This is a genomic window from Actinoplanes sp. NBC_00393, from assembly GCF_036053395.1.
Lineage (GTDB): Bacteria > Actinomycetota > Actinomycetes > Mycobacteriales > Micromonosporaceae > Actinoplanes.
In genome coordinates, this window is record NZ_CP107942.1 from 8,586,507 (window position 1) to 8,611,040 (window position 24,534).

Consider the following 24,534-nt stretch of genomic DNA (forward strand, 5'->3'; position numbering starts at 1 on the left):
TTTGTCGTTCGGTGCCGTCAGGCGGTCACGAACGCCGAGCGGCGCCGGTTCTCCACCTCGGCGGCCAGCGCGGGCGCTTTCTCCAGTGCTGACGGCAGGCCGCACGAGGCCAGCCAGTTCGCCAGCATGGTGTGCCCGCCCTCGGTCAGCACCGACTCCGGGTGGAACTGGACGCCCTCGATCGGCAACTCCCGGTGCCGCATGGCCATCACCACCCCCGACTCGGTCTGCCCGGTCACCTCGATCTCGGCCGGCAGAGTCTCCGGCAGGACGGCGAGCGAGTGGTACCGGGTCGCGGTGAACGGGTCCGGCAGGCCGGCCAGCACACCGTCACCCTTGTGGTGGACCTCCGAGGTCTTGCCGTGCAGCAGCTCCGGGGCCCGGGTCACGGTCGCGCCGAACGCGGCCCCGATCGCCTGATGTCCGAGGCAGACGCCGAACATCGGGAGCTTTCCGGCGTACTCCCGGATCACATCCATCATGATCCCGGCGCGGGTCGGCTCACCCGGGCCGGGCGACAGCAGGATCCCGGCGGCGCCGAACCCGCCCACCTCGGCGACGGTGATCTCGTCGTTGCGCCGCACCTCGCACTCCGCGCCGAGCTGGCCGAGGTACTGAACCAGGTTGAAAACGAACGAGTCGTAGTTGTCGATCACGAGAATGCGCACGTCATCACCTGCTGGGGCTGGGCTCGGGATGGTGGGAGGTGGTGCTGTAGGGGATCTCGTCGGGGGCGTCGGCGTCCGGGTTGGCGCTGCCACCGGGTGTGACCGTTTCTGAATCCACCTGCTCGGTGCCGGCCTCGACCTGCACGTCGTCGAACGGGAGCAGCGGGGTGGCCCAGGGGAAGACCACATACCAGAGCATCGCCCCGATCGCGGTGACCAGCACCAGCGACAGCGTCAGCTTGCTCCAGACCGCTCCGGGGAGTTTTCGCCAGATCCACGCGTACATAAGTCAGGCCTTGATCTCCGCCGGCATGCCGGCGTCCGGCAGCGTCTGGTTGCGCGGCACCGTGTCCACCAGCTTGGCGTGCACGATCAGCCGCTCGTAGTTGTTGAACTTCGGGTTGCAGGTGGTCAGGGTGAGCAGCGCTTCCTTGGGCTTCGCCTTCGGCTTGCCGGGCACCGGGGCGACCACCTCGACCTGGTGGGGCTTGACGATCTCCAGGTCGTAGACGCGGTAGACGTACCAGTTCTCCCTGGTCTCGACGCCGATCACGTCGTCGGTGCGCAGCTCGTCCAGCCGCCAGAAGATCTTCTTGATCCGGTGGCCGGCGATCGAGAAGTTGCCGACCTCGCCGGGCAGCGCGGTCTCCGGGTAGTGGCCCGGGGCGTAGCGGATGTCATCCGGCTGCACGCCGTTGACGACCACCCACTTCTTGTCGAACTTCGGGATGTAGAGGCGGCCGACGAGACCGTCCTTCGGCGCTTTCGGCGCCTTCACGTTGTTGTCCGCGGTCGGCGCGACGGTCGGATCGGCCCACGCCTGGTCGAGCTCGGCGGCCAGGTCGTCCTGCTCGCTCTGGACGGCGGCCGAGTTGCCGAACACCTGATACCCGGCGAATAGCAGCACGACGAGACCGAAAGTGATCATTACTTCGCCGGTGGCGCGGATGCCGGTCCGAATCCGCGAACCGACGGTCGGGCGGGTCAGCTCCGAGTAGACGCTCTTGTAGCCCTCGTCGGTCTGCTCCGGCCTCAGCTTGACCACCCGCTCACCGCGTTTCGGCTTGATGGGCTCGGCCGGCTCGGCCGCCTGGGCGTCATCCGGGCCACCCCCGGGCCGGGTCGCGGACACCGCAGCCGCGCCGACCACGGCATCGGGCCCGGCCGCTTCCCGGGCGGCCTGCGCTGCTGACACGGGCTTGCCGGCCCCAGCCGGCACCGTAGGAAGCTTGCTGGTCGGAGCATCGATCGTACGGATGAGCGCCGTCGCACCCGGATCCGGCGCGGCCCCACCCGCTCGGGCCGCACTGGTCGTCTCACCGCCGGCCGGACTCCACGGCCCGCTCCGGTCCGCCCCGCCAGGGTTGCTACCGGCCCCGACCCCGGTCACGGTCCCGCCGATTCCGCTCGGGCTGCTGCTGCTCCCGGGCGACCAGGTCCCGGTCCGGCCGCTGTCGCCCGGACTGCTCGCCGCGGTCCAGGGTCCGTTCGGGCCGACAGTGCCCGGGCTGCCGGCCGCTGGAGGCCAAGGTCCGTTCCGGTCGGTGTCGCCGGGGCCGCCTACCGCCGGGGGCCAGGGTCCGTTCCGGTCGGTGTCGCCGGGGCCGCCTACCGCCGGGGGCCAGGGTCCGTTCCGGTCGGTGTCGCCGGGGCCGCCCACCTCCGGAGACCAGGGCCCGCGCCGGTCGGTCTTGCTGGGGCTGCCTGCCGCCGGGGCCCATGGTCCGGTGCGGCCGGGGTCACCCGGGCTGCTGCCTGCAGAGGACCAGGTTCCGGTGTCGTCCGGGTTGTTGCCTGCCGGGGACCACGGCCGCCCGGTCCGGTCTGCGTTGCCGGGACTGCTGTCTGCCGGGGCCCAAGGCCCTGTTCGGCCGGGGTTGCTGCCGGCCGGCGGCCATAGCTCCGGTCGTTCGGGGCTGCTGGCGCTGCTGCCGGCTGCGGACCATGTGCCGGTCCGGTCAGCGCCTGCAGTGACGCCGCCAACCGGGGACCACGGCCCGCTTGTCTGTCCGGCGGCGGGTAGCCATGCCTGCGTTCCCGGATCGCCGTCGAGGGAACCGGCCGGGGAACCTACGAATCCGCCGGATCCAGCGACCGTGTCGGGCTGGCCAAGTCCGTTCGGTCGAGTAACCGTGCTGGGTCCGACAAACCCGTTGGGTCCGGCCACCGTGTTGGGCAGGCCGAATCCGTCCGGTCCAGCGACCGTGCGGGGTTCGACGAACCCGTGGGGTCCGGCCACCGTGTCGGGCTGGGCGAGCCCGTTTGGCCCGGCAACCGTGTTCGGTCGGCCTACAGCGTTGGGTTCGGCGAAGGAGTTGGGTCCGGCGAAGCCGTTGGGCCCGGCAATCGCGCTGGGTCCAGAGAAACCATTGGGTCCAGCAAAGCCGTGGGATCCAGCGAAGCCGTTGGGTCCGGCGAAACCATTGGGTGCGGCGACCGTGTCGGGCTGCGTGAACCCGTTGGGTCCGGCCGTGTTGGCGGTGGAGTTCCGGCCCGCTGCGGCCGCGGTGTCCCAGCCGCCCTGTCCGCCGGCGGCGCCATGTCCGCCTGCGCCACCGGGGGCGTTACCCCAGCCGCTGCCACCGGAAGGCACAGGCGCGCTGCTCTGCAGGCGGCTAGGCGGCATGTCCATGTCTCTGACGGCAGGGCCGTCCTCCCAGCCGTTCCCGCCGGCCGCCGCCGGACTCGGTTGACCGGTCGTGCTGGTCGGCGGCCATGGGCCAGTTCCGTTCATCGGAGTCGCTGTCGATGCCTCGCCTCGGCTCGGGAGGCCAGACCGCCCGTCGCCACCCGCGCCGAACACATCCCGGTCGCCAGCGAGGCCCGCTCCGCTGCGGCCTGTGTCCCTGAACGGATCGCCGGCGCCGGCGTGTGCCGTGTCGCTGAGGCCTGTGCTTCGGAACGGATCCACTCCGCTGGGGTTGGGCGCTGCACTGCGGCTGGCGGGCCCGAACGGATCTGGCCCGCTGGGGTTGGGCGCTGCACTGCGGCTGGCGGGCCCGAACGGATCTGGCCCGCTGGGGTTGGGCGCTGCACTGCGGCTGGCGGACCGGAACGGATCTGGCCCGCTGGGGTGGGGTGCTGAGCTGCGGCCTGCAGGCCCGAATGCGTCCGGCCCGCTGGCGTGGGACGACTCGCTACCCAAGGGGTCCCGGCCGCTGCTCGGGGGCGCCTCGCTGGTGGGTCCGGCTGTGAACGGGCCGGGCGGGCGGCTGGGCGTGCCGGCAGCGTCCGTGCTTGAGAGGAAGGCCTCGGCGGGCCGGCTTGCGGCGTCCTGGGAGCGTTGCCGCGCCGTTGCGGCCTCGTCGGCCGCGTTGGTCCCGGCCGCGTTGGTTCCGACTGCGTTGGTTCCGACTGCGTTGGTTCCGGCTGCGTTGGTTTCGGCTGTGCTGCTTGCGGCTGCGGCGGCTTCTGGTGTGCGGCTGGAGCGGGGACTGGCATGGCCGCCCAGGCCGACAGGAGGCGCCAGTGGGCCGCCGGGGACGCCGTCGGCTGAGGTGTCGGTGACGCGGGGGATGAACGCGGTCTGGGCGTCGGCGTCGGGGGCGCGATGGCGGCCCCTGCCGGGCGGGCTCGCCGGGTTCTCCGGGGGAAGGCTCACTGGGCAGCCTGCGCCGATCGGAGGTCGGTCGAACCGTCGTACGCCCGCACTGTCACGTTCTTCTCCACCTTTTCCGTGTAACCGAGCCCGAAGTCGGCGACGGCCTCCCGGAACTGCCTGACTCCCTCTGCGGAGTCCAACGCGCGACCCATGGAGGTGGGTTCGCCAATTGCCGTGATCTTGAAGGGTGGTGAGAAGACCTGGCCGTGAAGGAGCAGCGTGTTGCCGACACAGCGTACCGCGCTCGTGGAGATCACCCGGACATCCATGATCGTCATAGCCTCGGCCCCACCTGCCCAGAGTGCGTTCACGACGGCCTGGACGTCGCCCTGATGGACGACGAGATCGTCGTTGTCCGGAGCGTTGTCGCCGAAGTCGGTGCCCCGCCGGGGTGAATCGTTCAGGGTCACCGTGAGGCCGGGACCGTGCAGGCCGGTGAAGCCGGCGGACTGCCGCATCTCGTCCGCGGTCTCCCGGGCGCTCTTCACCGGCTGGTCGACCTCGGCGAGGCGGGCCGTCTCCTGGTCCACGTCGGCCAGCAGCTCGGCGGCCCGCTCCTCGTTCGCCGTGAGGCGGTCTCGTTTCTCGGTGATGAGTTGTGCCAATTGCGGACGGCGGTCGTCGCGCAGTGCCGTACCGTCAGCCGTTGTCGCGGAGGTGGTGAAGAGCAGACCCGCCGCCAAGGCGATCAGCGGAACCCCTGCTGACCAGATGGATCTGCGCTGATCCCGCCGTGGCCGGAGGCCGCGCGCGGCACGGCGCAGCACGAGCCGCCAGGAGGTCCCCACGGCGCCGTCATCCATGTCGCCGCCTCCTCGAAAGACCACCGAGCCCCCTCAAGACCCGACGCCGAGGTATTTTCCTGCCCCGGCGGGTGCCTGTGTCTGCCTCGCCTTGACTACGCTAGCTGTCGAACAGTATTCGCCACGGGCAGCATTCGGGGATCCCGGAGCCGCTCAGCGGTGGGTTGTTCACCACTTGTTGCCCTCAGGAGATCTCCGTGCCGAAGTCACAGGTTCGCAAGAAGAAGGTCTACACCCCGCCGTCGGACATCAGTCCAGCGGTGAAGGCGGCTGCGTCCAAGAAGCCGAGTCCGCTCTGGTTGCCAGTCACGGCGGTGAGCCTGATCGTCATCGGTATCGCCTGGCTCGTCGTCTACTACCTGTCCTCGCAGCAGTGGCCGGTGGAGAGCTGGGGCTACTGGAACCTGGCGGTCGGCTTCGGCTGCATGGTCGCCTCCCTGGGTCTTCTGTCCCGCTGGCGCTGACTTCGCGGTCCGCGACTACTGCGGATACGTGAAAATCATCGAAAGCGAGCGCACCCCCGCCCGGCGTGGGGTGCGCTTTCGGTTGAGGGGCCGCGCTCCTTGACCTGTGGCGCGCGCCCGTCTATTACTCGTGGGTAACATGGGTGGCGCATCGCCGACCGAGGAGGCACAACGCAGATGGACATCGCGCAGATCGTCGCCACCGCAATAGCGGCGGCCATCACGGTGGTGGCCGTCTACCTTGCGGTGCGCGCCGTGCTGACCATCACCGCGGTGATCAGGCAGGGTCAGCCCGACCCGGCCCGCTTCGCCGATCCGAAGACCCGGACCAAGACCATGCTGGTCGAGACCGTCGGTCACACCAGGATGCTGAAGTGGAGCGCGATCGGCGCGGCCCACTGGCTCGTGATGGTCTCGTTCGTGATCCTGTCGCTCCTGGTCCTCGAGGCGTATTTCGAGGTGGTGGACCCGAACATGGGTCTGCCGATCATCGGGCACTGGGTGGTCTTCGGCCTGGTCACCGAGTGGATCGGCATCCTCGGCATGATCGGCATCCTCTACCTGGTCTTCGTCCGGCAGCGGCAGAAGCCGGGCGCGGTGAAGCGCAGCCGGTTCCTCGGCTCGACCATGTGGCAGGCGTATTTCGTCGAGGCCGTCATCGTCGGCGTGCTGATCTTCGGCTTCCTGATCCGCGGCTTCAAGGTCGCCACCGACCACTTCGAGTACCCGGTGTGGGCCGCGCCGCTCAGCCACGCGATCGGTTCCGTGCTGCCGGCCTGGGAGGACGGCGCCACCTGGGCCGCTCTCATCAAGATCATCATTTCGATGACCTGGCTGATCACCATCTCGCTGAACCCGACGATGGGTGTCGCCTGGCACCGGTTCCTGGCGTTCTTCAACATCTACTTCAAGCGCAGCCCGGAAAAGCCGGCCGGTTCCGGCCTCGGCGCGCTGAAGCCGATGATGAGCGAGGGCAAGCCGCTCGACTTCGAGGAGGCCGACCCGGAGAAGGACCTGTTCGGCGTCAACCAGGTCGAGCAGTTCACCTGGAAGGGTCTGCTGGACTTCTCCACCTGCACCGAGTGCGGTCGCTGCCAGTCGCAGTGCCCGGCGTGGAACACGGCGAAGCCGCTTTCACCCAAGCTTCTCGTGTTGTCGTTGCGCGATCACGCGTACGCAAAAGCGCCTTATCTCTTGGCCGGCGGCGGCAAAGACCTGATGGGTGAGGAGAAGGCCACCGAGGCCCAGCTCGCCCACATGGACGTCTTGGCGCTGGCCGAGGGCAACCGCCCGCTGGTCGGCACCGAGGACGACAACGGGGTCATCGACCCGGACGTGCTCTGGTCCTGCACCACCTGCGGCGCCTGCGTCGAGCAGTGCCCGGTCGACATCGAGCACATCGACCACATCGTCGACATGCGCCGCTACCAGGTGCTGATCGAGTCGAGCTTCCCCTCCGAGGCCGGCGTGATGCTGCGCAACCTGGAGAACAAGGGCAACCCGTGGGGCGCACCGCAGAACACCCGGGAGGACTGGACCAAGGGTCTGGACTTCGAGGTGCCGCGGGTCGGCGAGGTCGAGGACTTCGAGTACCTGTTCTGGGTCGGCTGCGCCGGCGCGTTCGAGGACCGGGCCAAGAAGACCACCCGCGCGGTGGCCACGCTGCTCAACGAGGCCGGTGTGAACTACGCCATCCTCGGCGAGGGCGAGACCTGCACCGGTGACCCGGCCCGCCGCATCGGCAACGAGTTCATCTTCCAGATGCTGGCCCAGCAGAACGTGGAGACGCTGCAGGAAGCCAACGTCAAGAAGATCGTGGCGACCTGCCCGCACTGCTTCAACACGCTGGGCAACGAGTACGAGCAGCTCGGCCTCAAGGTCGAGGTGGTGCACCACACGCAGCTGCTCGCTCACCTGGTCGCCACCGGGAAGCTGACCCCGGTGCAGCCGGTCGACGGCGGGGTCACCTACCACGACCCCTGTTACCTGGGCCGGCACAACCGGGTCTTCGAGGCGCCCCGCGAGGTTCTCGGGTCAGCGATCGCCAATGACGTCGTCGAGATGCCGCGTAACTCCGAGCGGTCCTTCTGCTGCGGCGCCGGCGGCGCCCGGATGTGGATGGAGGAGCGGATCGGCAAGCGGATCAACGTCGAGCGCACCGAGGAGGCCCTGGCCACCGGTGCGAAGACGATCGCGGTCGGCTGCCCGTTCTGCTACACGATGATCGGCGACGGGGTGACCGGCAAGGGCAAGCAGGACGAGATCGAGGTGGTCGACGTGGCCACCGTCCTGCTCCGCTCGCTCAAGCAGGAGGCCTGAGTTCCTGACGTCCCGATGGCCGGTCGCACAGTCGACCGGCCATCGGCCGTTTCAGGAGCCGCCGCCCCCGCCACCACCGTCGCCGCCGCCCCCGCCGTCGCCTCCTCCGCTGTCGCCGGCGGCGACGACCGCGACGACCACTGCCGACTGCACGTTCTGGACGGCACGGCGTACCGCGTCGGCCGCCCAGTCGCCCTCGCTGATCTCCTTGAGCCGGGCCTTGACCAACTTCCGGTCCAGGTCGGCGAAGAGCTTGCGCTCCATCCCGGTGGCGGCCACCAGGGCACAGAGAGCACCGGTACGAGGATCGACCGCCCCGTTCCGCTGGATCGCTCCGATGATCCGCTGCCGGGCCTCACTCCGGGCCACCGGCTCCGTCCCGTACGCCGACGGGTACCTGGTCCGCGGAAAGATCTTCAGCACGGTGCTCCGCTCGGCCCGCAGAACCTCATCGACGACCAGCCGGTCCAGAACCGTCTGCCGGGTGCCCTTGCTGCTGAATTTGCCCACCCAGTGGGCGGCCTTGTGCGGCCGGCTGTCGTCGCCGATCCGGATCAGCGCCTGGTGCAGGATCGGATCGCCGAGCGGTGCCCGGTCCAGCACCACGACCTTTTTGTCGGCGATGTCGATCCGCTCGCCGAGGGCGAGTTCCATCAGCACCGCGCCGCCGAGCCCATGATCGAGCCGGGTGGTGTCGATGATCCGTGCCCCGCGGTCGTCGTGCGCGAGGAGGGTGAACTCTTCCATGAGGTTCATACCTTGACGGTAGAACCACTTGTCATCGACACGGTTAGTGCCGGATGGTCCCGGTCCGGCACAATGAGGTCCGAGGTGAAGCGATCATGGACGGCCTGTTCCTGACCGCGGTGCTCCCGTTGGCCGCATTCGCGCTGCTCACGGCGGGCAACGCGTTCTTCGTGGCCGCCGAGTTCGGGCTGGTCACGGTCGACCGGGCAGAGATCGACGCACGCGCCACCGCCGGCGACCGCCGAGCCCGAACCGTTCGGAACGCCCTGCACGGCCTCTCCTTCCAGCTCTCCGGGGCGCAGCTCGGGATCACCTTGACCGCCCTGCTCACCGGCTATCTGGCCGAGCCGGCGCTGTCCGAGCTCTTCACCCCGATCGTCGAGCCGCTGGCCGGGTCGTCGACCGAGACCGTCACGCACGTCTGCGCGCTGGTCGTGGCGACCCTTCTGTCGATGTTGTTCGGGGAGCTCGTACCGAAAAATGCCGCCCTGGCCCGCCCGATGCGCGTCGCCCTGCTGACCGCGGCGCCGCTGCGTGGCTTCTCCACGCTCTTCAAATGGCTTATCGCCGCGCTGAACGGCACCGCGAACTGGCTGGTCCGCCGGCTCGGCATCGAGCCGCAGGAGGAGCTGGCCAGCGCCCGCTCCCCGGAGGAGCTGGGCCTGCTCGCGGCGATCAGTGCCCGGGCCGGCGCGCTGCCCAACGAGACCGCGACGCTGCTGCGCCGCACCATCCGGTTCGGCGAGAAGCGCGCGGCCAAGGCCATGACGCCACGCGTCGACGTGGTCGGCCTGAAAACCACCGCGAGCGTTGCGGATCTGATCACGGTGGCGCGGGAGACCGGGCACACCAGATTTCCGGTGTACGAGAACACGCTCGACGTGGTGACCGGAGTGGTCGGCGTGAACCAGGCGCTGGGCGTGCCGCTCGAACGACGGGCCGCGACGCGCGTCTCCACCATCGCGAAGGAACCGGTCTACGTGCCGGAGAGCCTCAGCCTGGACAAGGTGCTGGCCGCGCTGCGGGCGGCGGATGCCGACCTGGCGATCGTGGTGGACGAGTACGGCGGCACCGACGGCGTGGTCAGTGTCGAGGACCTGATCGAGGAACTGGTCGGGGAGATCGCCGACGAGTACGACATCGACCTCGGGGAGACCGGCACCCAGGAGCTGACGGCGCCCGGCGGGGAGAAGACATTCCTGGTCGACGGCCTGCTCCGGGAGGACGAGGTGTCCGAGCAGACCGGCTTCCGGCTGCCCGAGGGACCGTACGAGACGCTGGCCGGCTTCCTGCTCGCCCGGCTCGGCCACATCCCGGTGGTCGGCGAGTCGCTGGAGGAGCACGGGTGGGAGTTCACCGTGATGGAGGTCGACCGGCACCGCATCGAGCAGGTCCGCGTGGTCGCCCCGCCGGAGCCCGCCGATGACTGAGCTGCTGTTCGTCGCCGTTCTGCTGATCGGTAACGGCCTCTTCGTGGGCGGCGAGTTCGCGTTGATCGCGTCCCGGCGTACCGTGCTGGAACCGCTGGCCGAGTCGTCGCAGGCGGCGCGCTGGGCGCTCTCCGCGATGAGCCAGATCCCGCTGATGATCGCCGGGGCGCAGCTCGGCATCACGATCTGCACGCTGGTGCTCGGTGCGCTCGCCGAGCCGACCATCGCCCACCTGCTCGAAGGCCCGTTCGCCGCCACCGAGCTGCCGGCGAACCTGGTGCACCCGATCGCCTTCGTGATCGCGCTGGTCATCGTGACGTTCCTGCACACGGTGATCGGCGAGATGGTCCCGAAGAACATCACGCTGGCCGGACCGGAACGCTCCGCGCTCTTCCTCGGCCCGTTCATGCTGGCCTTCTGCACCGCGACGAAACCGCTGCTCAACGCGATGCGCTGGGCCTCCCGGCTGATCCTCAAGCTCTGGAAGATCGAGACGACCGACGCGGTGAAGACGGTGTTCACCGCCGAGGAACTGGCCGGCATGGTCACCCAGGCGCGTACCGAGGGTCTGCTCGGATCGGAACAGTACGCCCGGATCCACGCTGCGCTCGGCCTCAACAGCCGTACCGCGGCGGACACGTTGCTGCCCTGGTCGCGGGTCACGACGGTGGCTGCCGACGTGTCGCCGGCGACGTTGGAGGCGGTGGCGACCCGCAGTGGCCGCTCGCGCTTCCCGGTGGTCCAGCGTGACACCCGGCGGGTGCTGGGCTTCGTGCACGTCAAGGACGTTCTCGAGTACGCGGCGACGCAGCGGCGCCTGCCGATCCCGGCGGACGTGATCCGTCCGCTGGCGGTGGTGCCGCCCGACCGCAGCCTTGCCGATCTGCTGCTCACCATGCGGCGGGACCGGCTGCACATCGTGCTCGTCAGCGACGGGCGGCGGCCGCTCGGAGTGATCACTCTGGACGACGTGCTGCACGCCGTAGTGGGTGAGCCGGCGGGGGCGGCGCATTCGGTCACGCGATTTGCTCTTTAGGTGGCAATCTGGACAATAGCCCCATGTTTCGCTTACGGCGGTGTGCCCTACCGCTCGGTGTCCTACTCGCTGTGGCCGGCGTTCTGCACGCACAACACGCCCACGCCGGGCGCACCCCGCCGGCCGGTGGGGTGCTGGACACCCGCACCGAAATTCCCACCACCGTTCCGGCCGGGCAGATCCGGGTCGCCGACCGGCCGGTGACCGTCCGGTACACCTTCGACCAGGGCACCGGCCGTCCGATCGCCGACCTGACCGGACGGCATCACCTGCACCCGATCGGGCAGAACGGTGGGCTGCTGCGACTCGTACCGCAAAGGGGTGGCCTGGCCGTGGCCTACCCGAACCGATGCGCCCTGCCGCGCGAAGGGGATTGCCCGCGGGCGATCCTGGAAGGTGTACGCGACGACGGCCTCAATCCCGGTCGCCGGCCGCTGCGCTACGGCGCGTCGATCCTGATGACCCACGCGGACCTGGCCGACGGCGCCAATGTCGTCCAAAAGGGATATTCGGTCGGCGGGGTGAGCCAGTTCAAGCTGCAGGTCGACCACCGGCAGGGGCATCCGAGCTGCGTGATCGCCGGGCAGCGGGCGCGGATCTACCGGGCCGAGCCGCTGATCGACGTGGCCGACGGCACCTGGCACGACCTGGAATGCCACCGCACCCCGAACCGCCTCACCATGATCGTCGACGGCGCGCCGCGCGCCTGGGTGCCGGTGCCGCCGATGCTGTCGATCGCGAACGCGGAACCGCTGCGCGTCGGCGGCAAGGGCCCCGGCCGAGGCAACGACCAGTTCGCCGGCGCAATCGACGACGTTTTCCTCACCATCGGCGACCTCAAGCCGGCCGCCGCCGGCCCTTGCGCCCCCCGCTGCGCGCCCGGCACCCGCCGCTCATCCAGCCCAGCCCCAGCCCGACCCGCAGCGCTGACGGTGCAGACCATCAGGAAGGCCGGGCCGACGCACCCCGCGCCGACCGCCTAGCTGGGCCGACCCCCGACCCAGCCGACGCTGGCGGTTCTTTCAGCGGCCGGCAGGCAGCGCTGAGCGTCAGCCGCGGGCCTCGGCTGACGGTGGGCGTTGTTTCAGCGGCCGGGAGGCAGCGCTGAGCGTCAGCTGGGGGGCTCGGCTGACGGTGGGCGTTGTTTCAGCGGCCGGGAGGCAGCGCTGAGCGTCAGCTGGGGGGCTCGGCTGACGGTGGGCGTTGTTTCAGCGGCCGGGAGGCAGCGCTGAGCGTCAGCTGGGGGGCTCGGCTGACGGTGGGCGTTGTTTCAGCGGCCGGGAGGCAGCGCTGAGCGTCAGCTGGGGGGCTCGGCTGACGGTGGGCGCTGTTTCAGCGGCCGGGAGGCAGCGCTGAGCGTCAGCTGGGGGGCTTGGCTGACGGTGGGCGTTGTTTCAGCGGCCGGCAGGCAGCGCTGAGCGCCTACCGAAGGACATGGCTGACGTTGGGCGTTCTTTTCAATGGCCAGGAAGCAGCACTGGGCGTCAGCCGAAAGGCATTTGCTTTTCGGAGAGCGAAGCGAATCCAAAGCCCAGCCACAATCCAACCCGCAAGCTCCCCACCCTCCGCAACCCACGTAACGCGGGGTCTGGGGGCTCGGCCCCCAGGCGGAATGCGAAGTCCCCCTGGTCTGCGCACTCCGCAGACAGGGGGACCCCGGGACTGAGCGGGTGACGGGAATCGAACCCGCACTGTCAGCTTGGGAAGCTGATGTTCTGCCATTGAACTACACCCGCAAGCGGCCCCACTGTACCTGATTATCCGGGTCGGTGGCGGGACCGCCCCGGACTCAGCTGGCGACGGCGAGTGTGGGGCGTAACTTGCTGGGTGCGCGCCATGTCTGGGCGTAAGCCGGGACGAATGGGGACGCCGCCAGCGGGAGGGCACCGGCTGGGCCGTGGTGGCGGAGCATGGCGGTCTCGATGGTCAGCTCGTAGAGCCGCCAGTCGACGTCGGGGGAGGCGTGCAGGGCGCCGGCCAGGCGGGTGACGGTGAGTGGGTCGTGGACCGGGGTGGCGTGGCCGGTCAGGCAGGCTTCGTCGTCGTTGTCCTCCGGCGGGTAGGAATGCAGGGCGTATCGGCCGTCGCGGTCGAGGTCGCGGCGTTTCGGCGAGTCGACTATGAAGCAGTAGAGGCCGTCGTCGGTGAAGACCGGCGAGACGGGGTGCACGCGGGGGCCGCCGTCGGGGCGGATGGTCGCCAGGTAACCCATGCCGGGCCCGTACTGCTGGAGGAGCGCACGGATGCCGGCGGCCAGCATGGGCTCGGCGGCGGCGAAATCGGACCAGGAAGCCATGAGAGCATCCTATCGAACATACGTTCGACACATCCACCGAACACGCCGATCAGGACACCTCGGTATGGTGTTGCGATGCTGCTCTCCGACCGTGACCTGGTCTCCGAGATCAAGTCGGGCGACCTCTCGCTGGAGCCCTTCGAACCGTCGCTCATGCAGCCGTCCAGCATCGACGTTCGGCTGGACCGCTTCTTCCGGGTGTTCAACAACCACCTGTACACCCACATCGACCCGGCCGAGCAGCAGGACGATCTGACTGCCGAGGTCGAGGTCGAGGACGGTCAGCCGTTCGTGTTGCATCCGGGCGAGTTCGTGCTCGCGTCCACCCTTGAGGTGATCACCCTCGGTCACGGGCTGGCCGCGCGGCTCGAGGGCAAGAGCAGCCTGGGGCGCCTGGGCCTGCTCACCCACTCGACCGCGGGGTTCATCGACCCCGGCTTCTCCGGCCATGTGACGCTGGAGCTCTCCAACGTGGCGAATCTGCCGATCAAGCTCTGGCCGGGCATGAAGATCGGCCAGCTCTGCATCTTCCGGCTTTCCAGCCCGGCCGAGCATCCGTACGGGTCAGCTGTCTACGGTTCGCGCTACCAGGGTCAGCGGGGCCCGACGGCGAGTCGATCCGCGCTCAATTTCCGGACCTGGCCCACCCGCTGAACAGGCCGGCGGTCAGGCGCGCTGGACGCGCAGGCCGTTCGCGGACGCCGCGCCCAGCACCTGGTTGATCTGTGCCGGACTCAGCCCATTGGTCGGGATCGGCAGGAATCGGGTGCCGCCCAGTCCGAACAAAAGCTGACCCCGGAGCTGCTCGACCGAGCGAAAGGCACGCCATGCGTACGAGTGACGGCTCTCCGCGTCGGCGCTGGCCACGCCGCCTTCGCTGATCTCGAACGTGGTGACCTGACCGGTGCGCATCGCGCGCCGCGCAGTGTGGTTGAGCAAAGCCATCGGGGTGAGCACGGCGAGGGCCACGCCGCCGACCAGCAGGAACGGGTTGATTCCGTCGACCAGGGCGGCGAGCAGGAAGGCCCAGCCGGCGACCCGGGCAATCAGGACGGGCCGGCGCAGGCTGTGCCGGGTGGCGGCCGCGATCAGAGCCGGGTCGGGGGCCGCGGTGATCTGGATCTGCACAGGGTGAAAGGTAGCTTTTGCCCGGGGCAAATCGTCACTAGCCGGATGGTCCGCCTGTCCTCGGCGGCCGCTGACCGAAACCCGGCTTGTGTCGGCTCGCGGAGGACCGCGGCCTCACCCGATCGGGCGAATCCGCCCAAATCCTCGCCGGCTTCTGATCGGTGGGCCGCTCGCCGTGGTGGCTGACCGGGTTCGTGAACCAGGGAGTCGGATCCCGAGATGGCAGGGAAGCAGCGCGGTCAACGGACGCGGGAAGCAGGTGCAGAAGCGGGGGAGGCCCGATGTGGGAAATTGCACCGGGGTCGGTCCGGGTCGCGCGGATCTACGATGGCGGCGTGTATCTGATGATTTCGACGTACCTGAAGCCGCTCGCTGAGGTTGACGCCGCCCGCGAGGATCACCTGAACTTTGTCGCTGATCTGGAGAAGCGGGGCTTTTCGGTCACGGCCGGTCGTCAGGATCCGCCGCTCGGCGGGATCATCCTGCTGGACGTGGACACCGAGGCCGAGGCTCAGGCCTTGATCGCCGACGACCCCTATGTGCAGCGCGGCCTGGCCGCCTACACCGCCACCGGCTGGCAGATCAGCCGCGGCGCGCTGGCCGGCTACCAGCGCACCCGCAGCAGCTGAGCAAACCGAGGCCCGCAGCTCGAGCGCGAGCGGCCGCCGCCGAAACGAGCGAGCGGCCGCAGCTTGAGCGCGAGCTGACGCGAGCGGCCGCGGCTAAAACGAGCGAACGGCCGCAGCTCGAGCGCGACCTGACGCGAGCGGCCGCGGCTGAAACGAGCGAGCGACCGCAACTCAAGCGCGGGCAGACGCGAGCGGCCGCAGCTGACGCGAGGGGCCGTGGCCGAAGCGAGTGGGCAAGGCCGAAGCTAGTGGGCAAGGCCGAAGCGAGTGGGCAAGATCGGAGCGGGATTACAGCTCGGCGAGGACCCGGGCGGTGTTCCATTCCGCGATCCGCCGCATCGGCTCCCGGTCAGGAAAATCGCCGTCGAGCAGCAGCAGGGGCCCGGCGACGAGCGACAGGTACTGCACCAGCCGGTACAGCGCCATCCTCGCCGGGTCCAGCTCGACCGTGTGCAAGAGCGGATAGTCGGCGTGGAAGCGCAGCTCAAGGAACGCATGCTCCCACTCGGCATCGAAAACCATCGCGCCCTCGATGTCGATCATGACCGGTTCCCCGGCCGATGACATCAGCACATGGTCCGGTCCCAGCTCGCCGTGGATCCAGCCCCATCTCGAGCGAGGTTCGACAGCGGCCAGGCGCGTGCTCAACGCGTACCCCAATCGCTCCTTTTGGGCGGCGATGACCGGAACGCGCGCTGCGGCCTCGGCCAAAGCGCGGCGGCCGCGTTCCGCGATGATCTCCTCGCACGGCGACGGATCATCCGGGCGCACACCCGCCGCCGCATGCATGCGATGCAGCTGATCACGCAGCCGGCCGAGCGCCTCGCGGCCTGCGGCCACATCGCGCGCCAGCAGATCCTCCAGCGAGCCACCCCGGACGTCCTCAACGAGGGCCAGGTCCGTGCCACCAAGAGCAAAGAGCTCCGGCACGCGTACGCCCAAAGCGCCCAACCGTTCCCGCCGGTCAAGAAACGCCGCCCGGCTGGAGGTCGCCCCGAGCGGACCGACCGCGAGCACAGTCTGCGCCGGCCAGTAGTTCTCGTCACGATGCCACCGGTAGGCCAGACAGCTGCCCCCGTCGGCGAACCGAAGCCGGTAGACGCCCTTGGCCGTCCCGCCGCTGAGCCGTTCGGAGGCGACCAGCTCCCGGTCCCCGAACGCGGACCGGATCGGTTCGGCAAGATCGGCATGGTCCACGTTGGTGCGCACCGCGTGACCCTACGGGTCGAGGTCGGCTCCGGTCAGCAGACTTTTGATCCGCAGCTCGGCGGTGACCGCGGGCGGGCACTCGTCGACGATCACCGCCGTGCCCAGGTAGCGACTGCCGAACAGATCACGCAGTCCGCGGGCCTGAGCGCCGGTGGCGGCCCAGTCGTCGACGACGAGCACCCGGTCGTGGTCGGTGATCAGCCGCTGGCGTACGCCGAGGTGTTGAACATCACCCCGATGATCTGCAGGCACCTCGGCCCAGATCATCGGTTCGGCTATGGGGCGGCGAGCGCCGGCCCGGTAGGCCTCCACGAACCCGATGCCGAGCGCCCGCGCGACCAGCGGACCGAGCAGAAATCCGGTCACTTCGGGGGCGACCACCACAGTTGGCTGCTCGGCCCGGAAGAATTCACCCAGCGCCGGGCCCAGACCGTCCAGGATCTTCGGTTCCCGCCACCAGCCGGACCGGTCGCTGACCAGATATTCGCTGTTCGGAGCGGGGTTGGTCCAGCGGAACTCGGAGCGCAGAAGATCACGGAGATCGTGGGTCACGGGAACATCCTGTCACCGTGTCGCAGCCCTTCGTGGACCGACCGAATGACGCCGGGACTAACAGGCGGACAGACTCGTCTCAACCTAGGGGTCAAGTTGATGCCCGACGTGGGGCCGATCGGGCATGCTGTTCCCCGAACCCATGCCTAATCTCGCGCCGGGCCGCCGCCCGCTGAGCCCAGAGAACCGCGCCGGACTCGGCGCGGCCCTTGTGCTGCTCGCTGTCGTGTCCGCCGTGGAGTTCGCGGACGGTCCGCCGGCCGACTTCGTGGGGCTGCTGGCGACCGTGCCGTTCGTCGCCGCGCTGTTCGCCGGCTGGCAGATGGTTCTCGGGGTCGGCGTGCTGGCCACGGTGGTCGGGGCGACCTTCGTCGGCACCGCCGGCGACCATGACATGACCGGCCTGGTGAACCTGATGGGCATCATGCTGGCCACCGGGGTGGCGGCGGCCGGCGCGACGATCCGCCAGCGGCAGGCCGAGCGGATCGCCGAGCTGCTGCGCCTGGCCGCGGTCGCTCAGCAGGCGGTGCTCCGGCCGATCGGGCCGCAGGTCGGCTCGCTCGCGATCGCCGGGCGCTACATCTCGGCGACGGCCGCGGCGGACATCGGTGGGGACCTCTACGAGGCGCTGAACACGCCGTACGGGGTTCGGATCATCATCGGTGACGTCCGCGGAAAGGGCCTGGACGCGGTCCGGCTGGCGAGCATCGTGCTGGGTTCCTACCGGCACGTGGCGTACGAGAAGCCGGACATCAAGGCGATCGTGGCGGATCTGGACCGGGCGGTGGCCCGCAGCGTCGGTGACGAGGATTTCGTGACCGCGGCCCTGGTCGAGGAGCGCGGCGGCACGCTGACCATCGTCAACTGTGGACATCCTGCCCCGCTGCTGTTGCGGCGAGGGCAGGTCATCCCGCTGGAGCCGCCGGCCCCGGCGCCGCCGCTCGGCTTCATGCCCGAGGTGAAGGCGCGGGTCGAGCGGCTGGAGCCGGGTGACCGGCTGCTGCTCTTCACCGACGGGCTCGGTGAGGCCCGTCGGGAGGGCGAGTTCTTCCCGACCGCCGACCGGGCCTGGCGGCTGCTCGGCCACGGCACCGTCGGGGACGGGCTGGCGTCGCTGGAGACCGCCCTGCACGACTGGGTCTACGGCCGCCTCGAGGACGACATCGCCCTGGTCCTGCTGGAGTATTCGGGGCCGGACGGCGGCGCTGCCGTTTCCGTGCCCAGCTGGGAAGTCGGAGCTGCCGGCAGCTGACTAAGCTGCGGTCTCCTCCGGTTCGACCGGCGCCGGGGAGACCGGCGCGGGCACCGGCGGTACCGGCTCGGGCTGACGGTGCCGGCCGACGTAGTTGCGTGGCTGGTTGGCCTGGCGCGGCTCCGGAATCAGGCTCTTGATGGTGGCGAACATGGCGTCCCCCTGAGTCATCGGCGAAACGTTCTTCGCTGTCTATCCGGTGAAACGAACCTTCATCGCCCGCGATACGTGGTCTGAGTGTCGAAGTCCGCAAATGGCCGAACGGCTGTATCGCATGCCACCTGATCGGAGACGTTTGGGCCACGAACCGACGGACAACCGCCCCTTCCTGGTGGGTTCACCCGGAAGTCCTGCCCGGGTTGTCGGTGCCTACCGATCAGTAATACAGTGGGGTTACTGACGGGTAACTCGCGTCCGGAGAGCGGGGCCAAGCACCATGACGCACTACAAGAGCAACCTTCGGGACCTCCAGTTCAACCTGTTCGAGGTCTTCGGAGCTGACAAGGCGTTCGGCCAGGCGCCGTTCGACGAGATTGACGCGGAGACCGCGCGCGACGTGCTCGCCGAGGTCAACCGGCTGGCGCGCGAGGATCTCGCGGCCAGCTACACCGAGGCCGACCGGAATCCTCCGGTCTTCGACCCGGCGACGCACACCGCGCCGCTGCCCGAGTCGTTCAAGAAGTCCTACGAGACCTTCATGGCCTCGGAGTTCTGGCGGCTCGACCTTCCTTCCGCGCTGGGCGGCACGATGGCCCCGCGGACCCTGTGGTGGGCCATCGCCGAGCAGGTGCTCGGTGCGAACGCCCCGATCTGGATGTATTCGTCCGGTCCCTCGTTCGCCCACGTGGCGTACACCGAGGGCACCGAGGAGCAGAAGCAGTGGGCGAAGCTCTTCGTCGAGAAGCAGTGGGGCTCGACCATGGTGCTGACCGAGCCGGACGCCGGCTCGGACGTCGGCGCCGGCCGCGCCCGCGCCATTCCGCAGCCGGACGGCTCGTGGCACATCGAGGGCGTCAAGCGCTTCATCACCTCGGGTGAGCACGACCTGACCGACAACATCATCCACTACGTCCTGGCCCGCCCGGTGGGCGTCGAGGGCGTCGGCGGCCCGGGCACCAAGGGCCTGTCGCTGTTCATCGTGCCGAAGTACCACTTCGACGCGGAGACCGGCGAGTTGGGCGAGCGCAACGGCGTCTACGCGACGAACGTCGAGCACAAGATGGGCATCAAGGTCTCGAACACCTGCGAGATGACCTTCGGCGAGCACGGCACCCCGGCCAAGGGCTGGCTGCTGGGCGACAAGCACGAGGGCATCCGCCAGATGTTCATGATCATTGAGTACGCCCGGATGATGGTCGGCACCAAGGCGATCGCCACCCTGTCGACGGGTTACCTCAACGCGCTGGAGTACGCGAAGAACCGCGTACAGGGCGCCGACCTGGTGCAGAACACCGACAAGGCCGCGCCTCGGGTCAGCATCACCCACCACCCGGACGTACGCCGTTCGCTGCTCCTGCAGAAGTCGTACGCCGAGGCCCTGCGCGCCCTGGTGATCTACACGGCCAGCTGGCAGGACAAGGTTCTGATCGCCGAGGCGGCCGGCGACGAGAAGGCCGCCAAGGCCGCGAGCCGGGTCAACGACCTGCTGCTTCCGCTGGTCAAGGGCGTCGGCTCGGAGCGGGCGTACGAGCTGCTCGGTCACGAGTCGCTGCAGACCTTCGGCGGTTCCGGCTTCCTGCAGGACTACCCGCTGGAGCAGTACGTCCGGGACGCGAAGATCGACACCCTGTACGAGGGCACGACCGCGATCCAGAGCCTCGACCTGATCTTCCGCAAGATCGTCAAGGACAACGGCCGCTCGCTCGCCGCGGTGGCCTCCGAGATCCAGGCCTTCGTCGAGAGCGAGGCCGGCAACGGTCAGCTCAAGAACGAGCGGCTGGGCCTCGGCAAGGCGCTCGCCGAGATGCAGCAGATCCTCGGCACCACGCTGGGCTGGCTGCAGGCGGTTCAGGGCGGCGAGGCCCGCGAGCTCTACAAGATCGGCCTGACCTCGCGCCGGGTCCTGCTGGCGCTCGGCGACGTCGTCCTCGCGTGGCTGCTGCTGCGCCAGGCCGAGGTGGCTCTCAACGCGCTGAACGGTGACGTGTCCGAGGCCGACAAGAACTTCTACACCGGCAAGGTGGCGGCGGCCCGCTTCTTCGTCCGCGAGGTCCTGCCCCGGATCGGCGCCGACCGCCGGATCATCGAGAACACCAACCTGGACGCGATGGACCTCTCCGAGGACGCGTTCTGATCTGAAGCTTTTCCCACTCTCCTGAAAAAGACGAAGGCCGGCGGACAAGGGCGTCCGCCGGCCTCCGTTTTCGTATGGCGCAAAACCGACGTGACGAAACCGTATCGACGTGTCGTATGATCCTCGGCAATCTCCTGAGTGGATCTTCGTGCGGAGCCTTCGTTGCGCCTTGTCTCGTCATTGCTGATCTCAACTTTGCTCGTCGGCTCGTGGGCGGCCCCGGCCGCCGCTTCCGCGCACGACTTCGAGGTGCTGCCAGGCCGTCTCGTGGTCGGTCTGACCACGTCCGCGGACCCCGCGCGGGTGCTGGAGCGTCTCGGTGACCTCGCCCTCGCCAGCCGCCCGGTTCCGGGAATGTCGGCCATGGTGGTCGACGTGCCGCCGGATCGCGCCGAGGAGGCCATGCGGAAGGCTTACGGCACCGGAGTCCGCCATTTACGGTCCGACGTGAAGCTCGTGCCCGGTGGGGAGCCTGGGCCCGGTGAGACCGGGACGCTGGAAACCGTGCGGATGCCTGCTGCGAAGACGTGGGCCACCGATGGGCGGGGCACGATCGTCGGCGTGGTGGACACCGGTGTCAGCCCGACGGCATTGTTGCCCGCTGGCCGGATCCTTCCGGGACAGGACTTCGTGGACGGTGATGCCGACGCCACCGACGAGGACGGACACGGCTCGCTGGTGGCGAGTCTGATCGCCGGCACGGGGGAAACCGGCGTCTGTGCCCAGTGCCGGATCCTGCCGGTCCGGGCCATGTCCGGCCGTGACGGTGGCACGGCATCCGACCTTGCGGCCGGCATCGTCTGGGCGGTGAAGAACGGGGCTCGGGTGGTCACCGTGACGGCGTCCGGGTGGACCAGCAGCGACGTGCTCCATGACGCCGTCGACTACGCCAGGGTTCACGGTGTGCTTGTCGTGGGCTCCACCCACCTACCCGCGATCGCCACCCCGGATCTGTCCAACCGGCCCCGGGAGGGCCTGACTGTCGGCGCCGTGGACGGCGCAGGCCGGAAGGGCCCGGGCACGCTGCCCAGCCATGGTTACTGGACCGACGTGGCGGCCGCCGACAACCTTCGGGTGCTCGGCGAGCAGCACCTCGATGGTGGCGTCGGTGCGATCGCGGTCGTCTCGGGCACTGCTGCTCTGGCCTTCGCCGCGAAGCCGGGCGCCACGGCGGCCGAGGTGCGCGAGGCGATACTGCGGACCGCGATCCCGAGCCCCGAGCTGGCCGAGGACGCGCCGATCCTGAATGCCGGTCGGCTGCTGAGCGAGTTCGGCGCGGCCGACCGGCAGGCGCCGAAAGTGAATTCGACCGGCCTGGCCGCCGGTCAGGTCATCACCGCCACTCCGGTCGAGGTGCGTCCGGTCGTCACCGACGACCACGCGGTAGCACGTGTCGAGGTCGTCGTGGACGGTGAGGTGATCGCCGAGCGTGGCACGCCGTGGGCCGAGCCGCTGCGGTTGTCGGCGCCCGCCGGCTGGAGCGGGGACAAGACCATCACGATCCGTGCCTACGACGACGCGGGCAACATCGGCACGGGTACGACCGTGGTCCGGTTCGACACCGCCGCGCCCGCGATCTCGATCGTCTCGCCCAAGCCGGCCGCCACGGTACGGAACCTCGTCGAGGTCGTCGTCAGCGCTGAGGACGACGTGACCGAGGTGACGGTGGCCGGGGTCGCACTGACGCGTCAGCCGGGTACCAGCACGTGGAGCGGGAAGATCAGGGTCCCGGAGGGGCGCGGCGCCTCCTTCACGGTCCACGCCCTCGACGCTGCCGGCAACAACCACTACACAAGCTGGTCCGGTCACGCCGACGACTCGGGGCCGACGGCCACCTCCATGAGCCCCGCGGCGAGCGCCAAGGTGCGCGGCACATTCACGACGAAGCTGACCGGGGTCACCGACAACGTCTCCGGTGTCGCGAAGGCGGAACTGTGGGCGAACGGGAGATACCTCGGGACGGGCACCTCGAAGCAGGTCCCGACCGGCCGGACCAATGGCAAGGTCACGCTGACCTGGAAGCTGACCGACAAGGTCGGCAACACCCGTTCCTACACGCGGACCGTGATCGCGGACAACAAGGCGCCGACCGTGTCGATCACCAAGGCGCCGGGGAACAAGGCCAAGGTCAAGGGCACGGTCAAGGTCTCGGTCAAAGCGACCGACACCAGCGGCATCGCGCGGGTCGAGCTGATCATCAACGGCAAGGTGGTCGCTCGGGACACCACCGCGGGGTACGCGCTGAGCGTCAACACCGCGAAGCAGAAGAAGACGATGAAGGTGCAGGTCCGGGCGTACGACAAGCTGGGCAACGTCACCTGGACGACGACCCGGACCTGGTACCGGAAGTAATCGGCCTCAGCCGCGGGCGGTGTGCTGCCGGATCAGGCGCATCGCCCCCGGCTCGGTCTCGGACCAGGGCTGATCAGTCGTGTGCACGGCCAGGCCGGAGGTCTTCATCTCGACGACCGCGCCGGAGAACTGGTCGTCCGGCATCAGCAGAGCGGACACTTCGGACATAGTCGGATTGTGACCGACGACGAGGACCGTGCGGACCGTCTCGGAAACCGCGCGGAGCAGGTCGAACACCTCGGTACGCCCGCCCCAGTAGAGATCGTCCTCATAGTGCACCTCGGGCATCGGCCGGGAGTTCTCCCCGTTCGCCAGCGCGACGGCGGCGTGCTGCCAGGTCTGCCGGGTGCGCTTGGCCGGTGAGCAGATCACCAGGTCGGGGCGGAGCTTCTCGTCGGCCAGCCACGATCCGGCGGCGGTGGCGTCGGAATCACCCCGCGTGGTGAGCGCGCGGTCGAAGTCGTCGAGTTCGCCGGGCGTTTCCGCCTTGGCGTGGCGCAGCAGGATGAGCGTCCGCGGAGTCATTGGAACAGCTTGCCTGATTGGAACTTCACGCGTGCGGGTAAACGGTCGATCGACGCATTCACCACGGTCGAGCGAGCTCGCCCGGCCGCGCGGACACCGGTGAACCATTTTCAACCTGGCCTCGGGCCCGCAGGCGTCGGGATTGTTCACAAGCGCCAGGCCGTAGGCCCTGGCCACGTTGAAAAAAGTTCAATCAAGGAGGGTCCGATGGGCATCGGCGCCAGCATTTTCCTGCTCGCTCTTGGAGCGATCCTGGCGTTCGCCGTGGAGGCGGACATCAGTGGTCTCGACATCGGTGTGATCGGCTGGATCCTGATGGTCGCCGGCCTGGCCGGCCTGATCATCACGCTCTGGTTCTGGAACAGCCGCCGTCGCACGGTGGTCACGCGCGAGCGGCCGGTCGCCACTCCGGGCTACACCACCGAGTACCGCGAGGTCCGTCGCGACGACGGTCCGCCGCCGCCCCCGCCGGCGTACTCCTGATCGTGGTGATGGGCCGGGATCTCCCGGCCCATCCGATCAGGCGTACAAAGGTCATTGATCAGGCGTACAGAGCGAAGTAGACCGCGATGTGGTGACAGATCGCGGCCACCAGCGTGCAGGCGTGGAAGAACTCGTGATGGCCGAAGATCTCCGGCCACGGGTTCGGCCGGCGCAGCGCGTAGAAGACCGCCCCGATCGTGTAGGTCACGCCGCCGACGATCAGCAGCACCAGGCAGGTGACGCCGCCGGCCAGCACGTCCGGCAGGATGGCGACGGCCGCCCAGCCGAGGGCCACATACAGCGGCGCACCGGCCCAGCGGGGCAGGTGCGGCCAGATCAGCTTGAGCGCGACGCCCCCGAGGGCGCCGCCCCAGACCAGGCTGAGCATCAGCGTGGCCTTTCCGGGGTCGAGCAGGAGCACGCAGAACGGCGTGTAGGTCCCGGCGATGAAGATGAAGATCATCGAGTGATCCATCCGCCGCATGATCTGGTAGCCGCGTTCGCTCCAGACTCGCCGGTGATAGAGAGCGCTGGTCCCGAACAGTCCACAGACCGTGATGCTGTAGATCAGGCAACTGATGAACGGTGCGATGCCGGGCCGGCTCAGAGCGATCGAACACAGCACGATGCCGCACACCAGAGCGACGAAGAACGCGTACTGATGCAACCGGCCGCGCAGTCGCGGCTTACCGAGGTCGGCCGGCTTCATCCGGAACGGGGCTGAGGTTGTCACGCGATCCAGGTTAC

23 protein-coding genes and 1 tRNA gene are annotated in these 24,534 nt (G+C 69.1%); 11 read left to right on the forward strand and 13 right to left on the reverse strand.

The window, feature by feature from the left end:
- Positions 1 to 17: 17 nt before the first annotated feature.
- The 4 genes from OHA21_RS39750 to OHA21_RS39765 form a co-directional block, all read right to left on the reverse strand.
- On the reverse strand, positions 18 to 668 hold the full coding sequence (locus OHA21_RS39750; protein ID WP_328464094.1) for an aminodeoxychorismate/anthranilate synthase component II: 651 nt from the start codon (positions 666 to 668) through the stop codon (positions 18 to 20).
- 4 nt (positions 669 to 672) lie between these two features.
- On the reverse strand, positions 673 to 954 hold the full coding sequence (locus OHA21_RS39755) for a hypothetical protein (protein ID WP_328464096.1): 282 nt from the start codon (positions 952 to 954) through the stop codon (positions 673 to 675).
- A gap of 3 nt (positions 955 to 957) precedes the next feature.
- On the reverse strand, positions 958 to 1,887 hold the full coding sequence (locus OHA21_RS39760; protein WP_328464097.1) for a class E sortase: 930 nt from the start codon (positions 1,885 to 1,887) through the stop codon (positions 958 to 960).
- A 2,378-nt stretch (positions 1,888 to 4,265) separates the two neighbouring features.
- On the reverse strand, positions 4,266 to 5,072 hold the full coding sequence (locus tag OHA21_RS39765; protein WP_328464099.1) for a DUF881 domain-containing protein: 807 nt from the start codon (positions 5,070 to 5,072) through the stop codon (positions 4,266 to 4,268).
- Positions 5,073 to 5,269: 197 nt separating this feature from the next.
- Here OHA21_RS39765 and OHA21_RS39770 point away from each other — a divergent pair, with 197 nt between their 5' ends.
- Entirely contained in the window at positions 5,270 to 5,536 is a 267-nt protein-coding gene (locus tag OHA21_RS39770; RefSeq protein WP_328464101.1) for a cell division protein CrgA, read from the forward strand.
- Positions 5,537 to 5,713: 177 nt separating this feature from the next.
- On the forward strand, positions 5,714 to 7,855 hold the full coding sequence (locus tag OHA21_RS39775; protein WP_328464103.1) for a (Fe-S)-binding protein: 2,142 nt from the start codon (positions 5,714 to 5,716) through the stop codon (positions 7,853 to 7,855).
- Between the two features lie 51 nt (positions 7,856 to 7,906).
- Here OHA21_RS39775 and OHA21_RS39780 read toward each other — a convergent pair whose 3' ends face one another.
- Positions 7,907 to 8,611 carry a GOLPH3/VPS74 family protein gene (locus OHA21_RS39780; protein ID WP_328464105.1) on the reverse strand — a complete coding sequence of 235 codons (705 nt, stop codon included), beginning with the start codon at positions 8,609 to 8,611 and terminating at the stop codon, positions 7,907 to 7,909.
- A gap of 86 nt (positions 8,612 to 8,697) precedes the next feature.
- Here OHA21_RS39780 and OHA21_RS39785 point away from each other — a divergent pair, with 86 nt between their 5' ends.
- Genes OHA21_RS39785 through OHA21_RS39795 form a run of 3 tightly spaced genes read left to right on the forward strand, consistent with a single transcriptional unit; the run spans position 8,698 to position 12,051 of the window.
- Entirely contained in the window at positions 8,698 to 10,032 is a 1,335-nt protein-coding gene (locus OHA21_RS39785; protein WP_328464107.1) for a hemolysin family protein, read from the forward strand.
- On the forward strand, positions 10,025 to 11,068 hold the full coding sequence (locus OHA21_RS39790; RefSeq protein WP_328464109.1) for a hemolysin family protein: 1,044 nt from the start codon (positions 10,025 to 10,027) through the stop codon (positions 11,066 to 11,068). The genes OHA21_RS39785 and OHA21_RS39790 overlap by 8 nt, the downstream gene beginning before the upstream one ends.
- 23 nt (positions 11,069 to 11,091) lie before the next feature.
- Positions 11,092 to 12,051 (forward strand): LamG-like jellyroll fold domain-containing protein, encoded by a 960-nt coding sequence (locus tag OHA21_RS39795; protein WP_328464111.1) that lies wholly within the window; start codon positions 11,092 to 11,094, stop codon positions 12,049 to 12,051.
- A gap of 682 nt (positions 12,052 to 12,733) precedes the next feature.
- On the opposite strand, the gene OHA21_RS39800 is transcribed toward OHA21_RS39795, so the two are convergent.
- Together OHA21_RS39800 and OHA21_RS39805 are read right to left on the reverse strand one after the other, a co-directional pair.
- Positions 12,734 to 12,804, reverse strand: a tRNA-Gly gene (locus tag OHA21_RS39800).
- A 53-nt stretch (positions 12,805 to 12,857) separates the two neighbouring features.
- Positions 12,858 to 13,364 carry a pyridoxamine 5'-phosphate oxidase family protein gene (locus tag OHA21_RS39805; protein ID WP_328464113.1) on the reverse strand — a complete coding sequence of 169 codons (507 nt, stop codon included), beginning with the start codon at positions 13,362 to 13,364 and terminating at the stop codon, positions 12,858 to 12,860.
- Between the two features lie 75 nt (positions 13,365 to 13,439).
- On the opposite strand from OHA21_RS39805, the gene dcd reads away from it, so the two are divergent.
- A complete protein-coding gene (dcd, locus tag OHA21_RS39810; protein ID WP_328464115.1) occupies positions 13,440 to 14,018 on the forward strand; it encodes a dCTP deaminase in 579 nt (192 codons plus the stop codon).
- A 12-nt stretch (positions 14,019 to 14,030) separates the two neighbouring features.
- On the opposite strand, the gene OHA21_RS39815 is transcribed toward dcd, so the two are convergent.
- Positions 14,031 to 14,492, reverse strand: a complete 462-nt coding sequence (locus tag OHA21_RS39815) for a YcxB family protein (protein ID WP_328464117.1) — start codon at positions 14,490 to 14,492, stop codon at positions 14,031 to 14,033.
- Positions 14,493 to 14,836: 344 nt separating this feature from the next.
- Between OHA21_RS39815 and OHA21_RS39820 the strand changes: the two genes are divergently transcribed.
- On the forward strand, positions 14,837 to 15,121 hold the full coding sequence (locus OHA21_RS39820; protein WP_328478831.1) for a YciI family protein: 285 nt from the start codon (positions 14,837 to 14,839) through the stop codon (positions 15,119 to 15,121).
- Between the two features lie 288 nt (positions 15,122 to 15,409).
- Here the strand turns inward: OHA21_RS39820 and OHA21_RS39825 are convergent, their stop codons facing one another.
- Together OHA21_RS39825 and OHA21_RS39830 are read right to left on the reverse strand one after the other, a co-directional pair.
- Positions 15,410 to 16,330 carry a phosphotransferase gene (locus tag OHA21_RS39825; RefSeq protein WP_328464119.1) on the reverse strand — a complete coding sequence of 307 codons (921 nt, stop codon included), beginning with the start codon at positions 16,328 to 16,330 and terminating at the stop codon, positions 15,410 to 15,412.
- Between the two features lie 9 nt (positions 16,331 to 16,339).
- Positions 16,340 to 16,882 carry a phosphoribosyltransferase gene (locus OHA21_RS39830; protein WP_328464121.1) on the reverse strand — a complete coding sequence of 181 codons (543 nt, stop codon included), beginning with the start codon at positions 16,880 to 16,882 and terminating at the stop codon, positions 16,340 to 16,342.
- Positions 16,883 to 17,006: 124 nt separating this feature from the next.
- Between OHA21_RS39830 and OHA21_RS39835 the strand changes: the two genes are divergently transcribed.
- The gene (locus tag OHA21_RS39835) at positions 17,007 to 18,134 is read left to right on the forward strand and encodes a PP2C family protein-serine/threonine phosphatase (RefSeq protein WP_328464123.1); all 1,128 of its coding nucleotides are present in this window, start codon (positions 17,007 to 17,009) and stop codon (positions 18,132 to 18,134) included.
- Here the strand turns inward: OHA21_RS39835 and OHA21_RS39840 are convergent, their stop codons facing one another.
- Complete coding sequence (locus tag OHA21_RS39840) at positions 18,135 to 18,305, reverse strand: hypothetical protein (RefSeq protein ID WP_328464124.1); 171 nt, start codon at positions 18,303 to 18,305, stop codon at positions 18,135 to 18,137.
- A gap of 265 nt (positions 18,306 to 18,570) precedes the next feature.
- Between OHA21_RS39840 and OHA21_RS39845 the strand changes: the two genes are divergently transcribed.
- Positions 18,571 to 20,427, forward strand: coding sequence for an acyl-CoA dehydrogenase (locus OHA21_RS39845; protein ID WP_328464125.1), 1,857 nt, complete (start codon positions 18,571 to 18,573; stop codon positions 20,425 to 20,427).
- A 162-nt stretch (positions 20,428 to 20,589) separates the two neighbouring features.
- Complete coding sequence (locus OHA21_RS39850; RefSeq protein ID WP_328464126.1) at positions 20,590 to 22,779, forward strand: Ig-like domain-containing protein; 2,190 nt, start codon at positions 20,590 to 20,592, stop codon at positions 22,777 to 22,779.
- Positions 22,780 to 22,785: 6 nt separating this feature from the next.
- Here OHA21_RS39850 and OHA21_RS39855 read toward each other — a convergent pair whose 3' ends face one another.
- Entirely contained in the window at positions 22,786 to 23,304 is a 519-nt protein-coding gene (locus tag OHA21_RS39855) for a SixA phosphatase family protein (protein WP_328464127.1), read from the reverse strand.
- 207 nt (positions 23,305 to 23,511) lie between these two features.
- On the opposite strand from OHA21_RS39855, the gene OHA21_RS39860 reads away from it, so the two are divergent.
- On the forward strand, positions 23,512 to 23,787 hold the full coding sequence (locus OHA21_RS39860; RefSeq protein ID WP_328464129.1) for a DUF6458 family protein: 276 nt from the start codon (positions 23,512 to 23,514) through the stop codon (positions 23,785 to 23,787).
- 58 nt (positions 23,788 to 23,845) lie between these two features.
- Here OHA21_RS39860 and trhA read toward each other — a convergent pair whose 3' ends face one another.
- Positions 23,846 to 24,520, reverse strand: coding sequence for a PAQR family membrane homeostasis protein TrhA (trhA, locus tag OHA21_RS39865; protein ID WP_328464131.1), 675 nt, complete (start codon positions 24,518 to 24,520; stop codon positions 23,846 to 23,848).
- Positions 24,521 to 24,534 lie beyond the last annotated feature (14 nt).

Bases quoted from the DNA above. Each gene is read 5' to 3' on its own strand.
- OHA21_RS39840 (WP_328464124.1), bottom strand. From the start codon at position 18,305: ATGACTCAGGGGGACGCCATGTTCGCCACCATCAAGAGCCTGATTCCG.
- OHA21_RS39765 (WP_328464099.1), bottom strand. From the start codon at position 5,072: ATGGATGACGGCGCCGTGGGGACCTCCTGGCGGCTCGTGCTGCGCCGT.
- OHA21_RS39785 (WP_328464107.1), top strand. From the start codon at position 8,698: ATGGACGGCCTGTTCCTGACCGCGGTGCTCCCGTTGGCCGCATTCGCG.
- OHA21_RS39795 (WP_328464111.1), top strand. From the start codon at position 11,092: ATGTTTCGCTTACGGCGGTGTGCCCTACCGCTCGGTGTCCTACTCGCT.
- OHA21_RS39855 (WP_328464127.1), bottom strand. From the start codon at position 23,304: ATGACTCCGCGGACGCTCATCCTGCTGCGCCACGCCAAGGCGGAAACG.
- OHA21_RS39775 (WP_328464103.1), top strand. From the start codon at position 5,714: ATGGACATCGCGCAGATCGTCGCCACCGCAATAGCGGCGGCCATCACG.
- OHA21_RS39790 (WP_328464109.1), top strand. From the start codon at position 10,025: ATGACTGAGCTGCTGTTCGTCGCCGTTCTGCTGATCGGTAACGGCCTC.
- OHA21_RS39780 (WP_328464105.1), bottom strand. From the start codon at position 8,611: ATGAACCTCATGGAAGAGTTCACCCTCCTCGCGCACGACGACCGCGGG.
- dcd (WP_328464115.1), top strand. From the start codon at position 13,440: ATGCTGCTCTCCGACCGTGACCTGGTCTCCGAGATCAAGTCGGGCGAC.
- OHA21_RS39755 (WP_328464096.1), bottom strand. From the start codon at position 954: ATGTACGCGTGGATCTGGCGAAAACTCCCCGGAGCGGTCTGGAGCAAG.
- OHA21_RS39805 (WP_328464113.1), bottom strand. From the start codon at position 13,364: ATGGCTTCCTGGTCCGATTTCGCCGCCGCCGAGCCCATGCTGGCCGCC.
- OHA21_RS39845 (WP_328464125.1), top strand. From the start codon at position 18,571: ATGACGCACTACAAGAGCAACCTTCGGGACCTCCAGTTCAACCTGTTC.
- OHA21_RS39820 (WP_328478831.1), top strand. From the start codon at position 14,837: ATGATTTCGACGTACCTGAAGCCGCTCGCTGAGGTTGACGCCGCCCGC.
- OHA21_RS39835 (WP_328464123.1), top strand. From the start codon at position 17,007: ATGCTGTTCCCCGAACCCATGCCTAATCTCGCGCCGGGCCGCCGCCCG.
- OHA21_RS39860 (WP_328464129.1), top strand. From the start codon at position 23,512: ATGGGCATCGGCGCCAGCATTTTCCTGCTCGCTCTTGGAGCGATCCTG.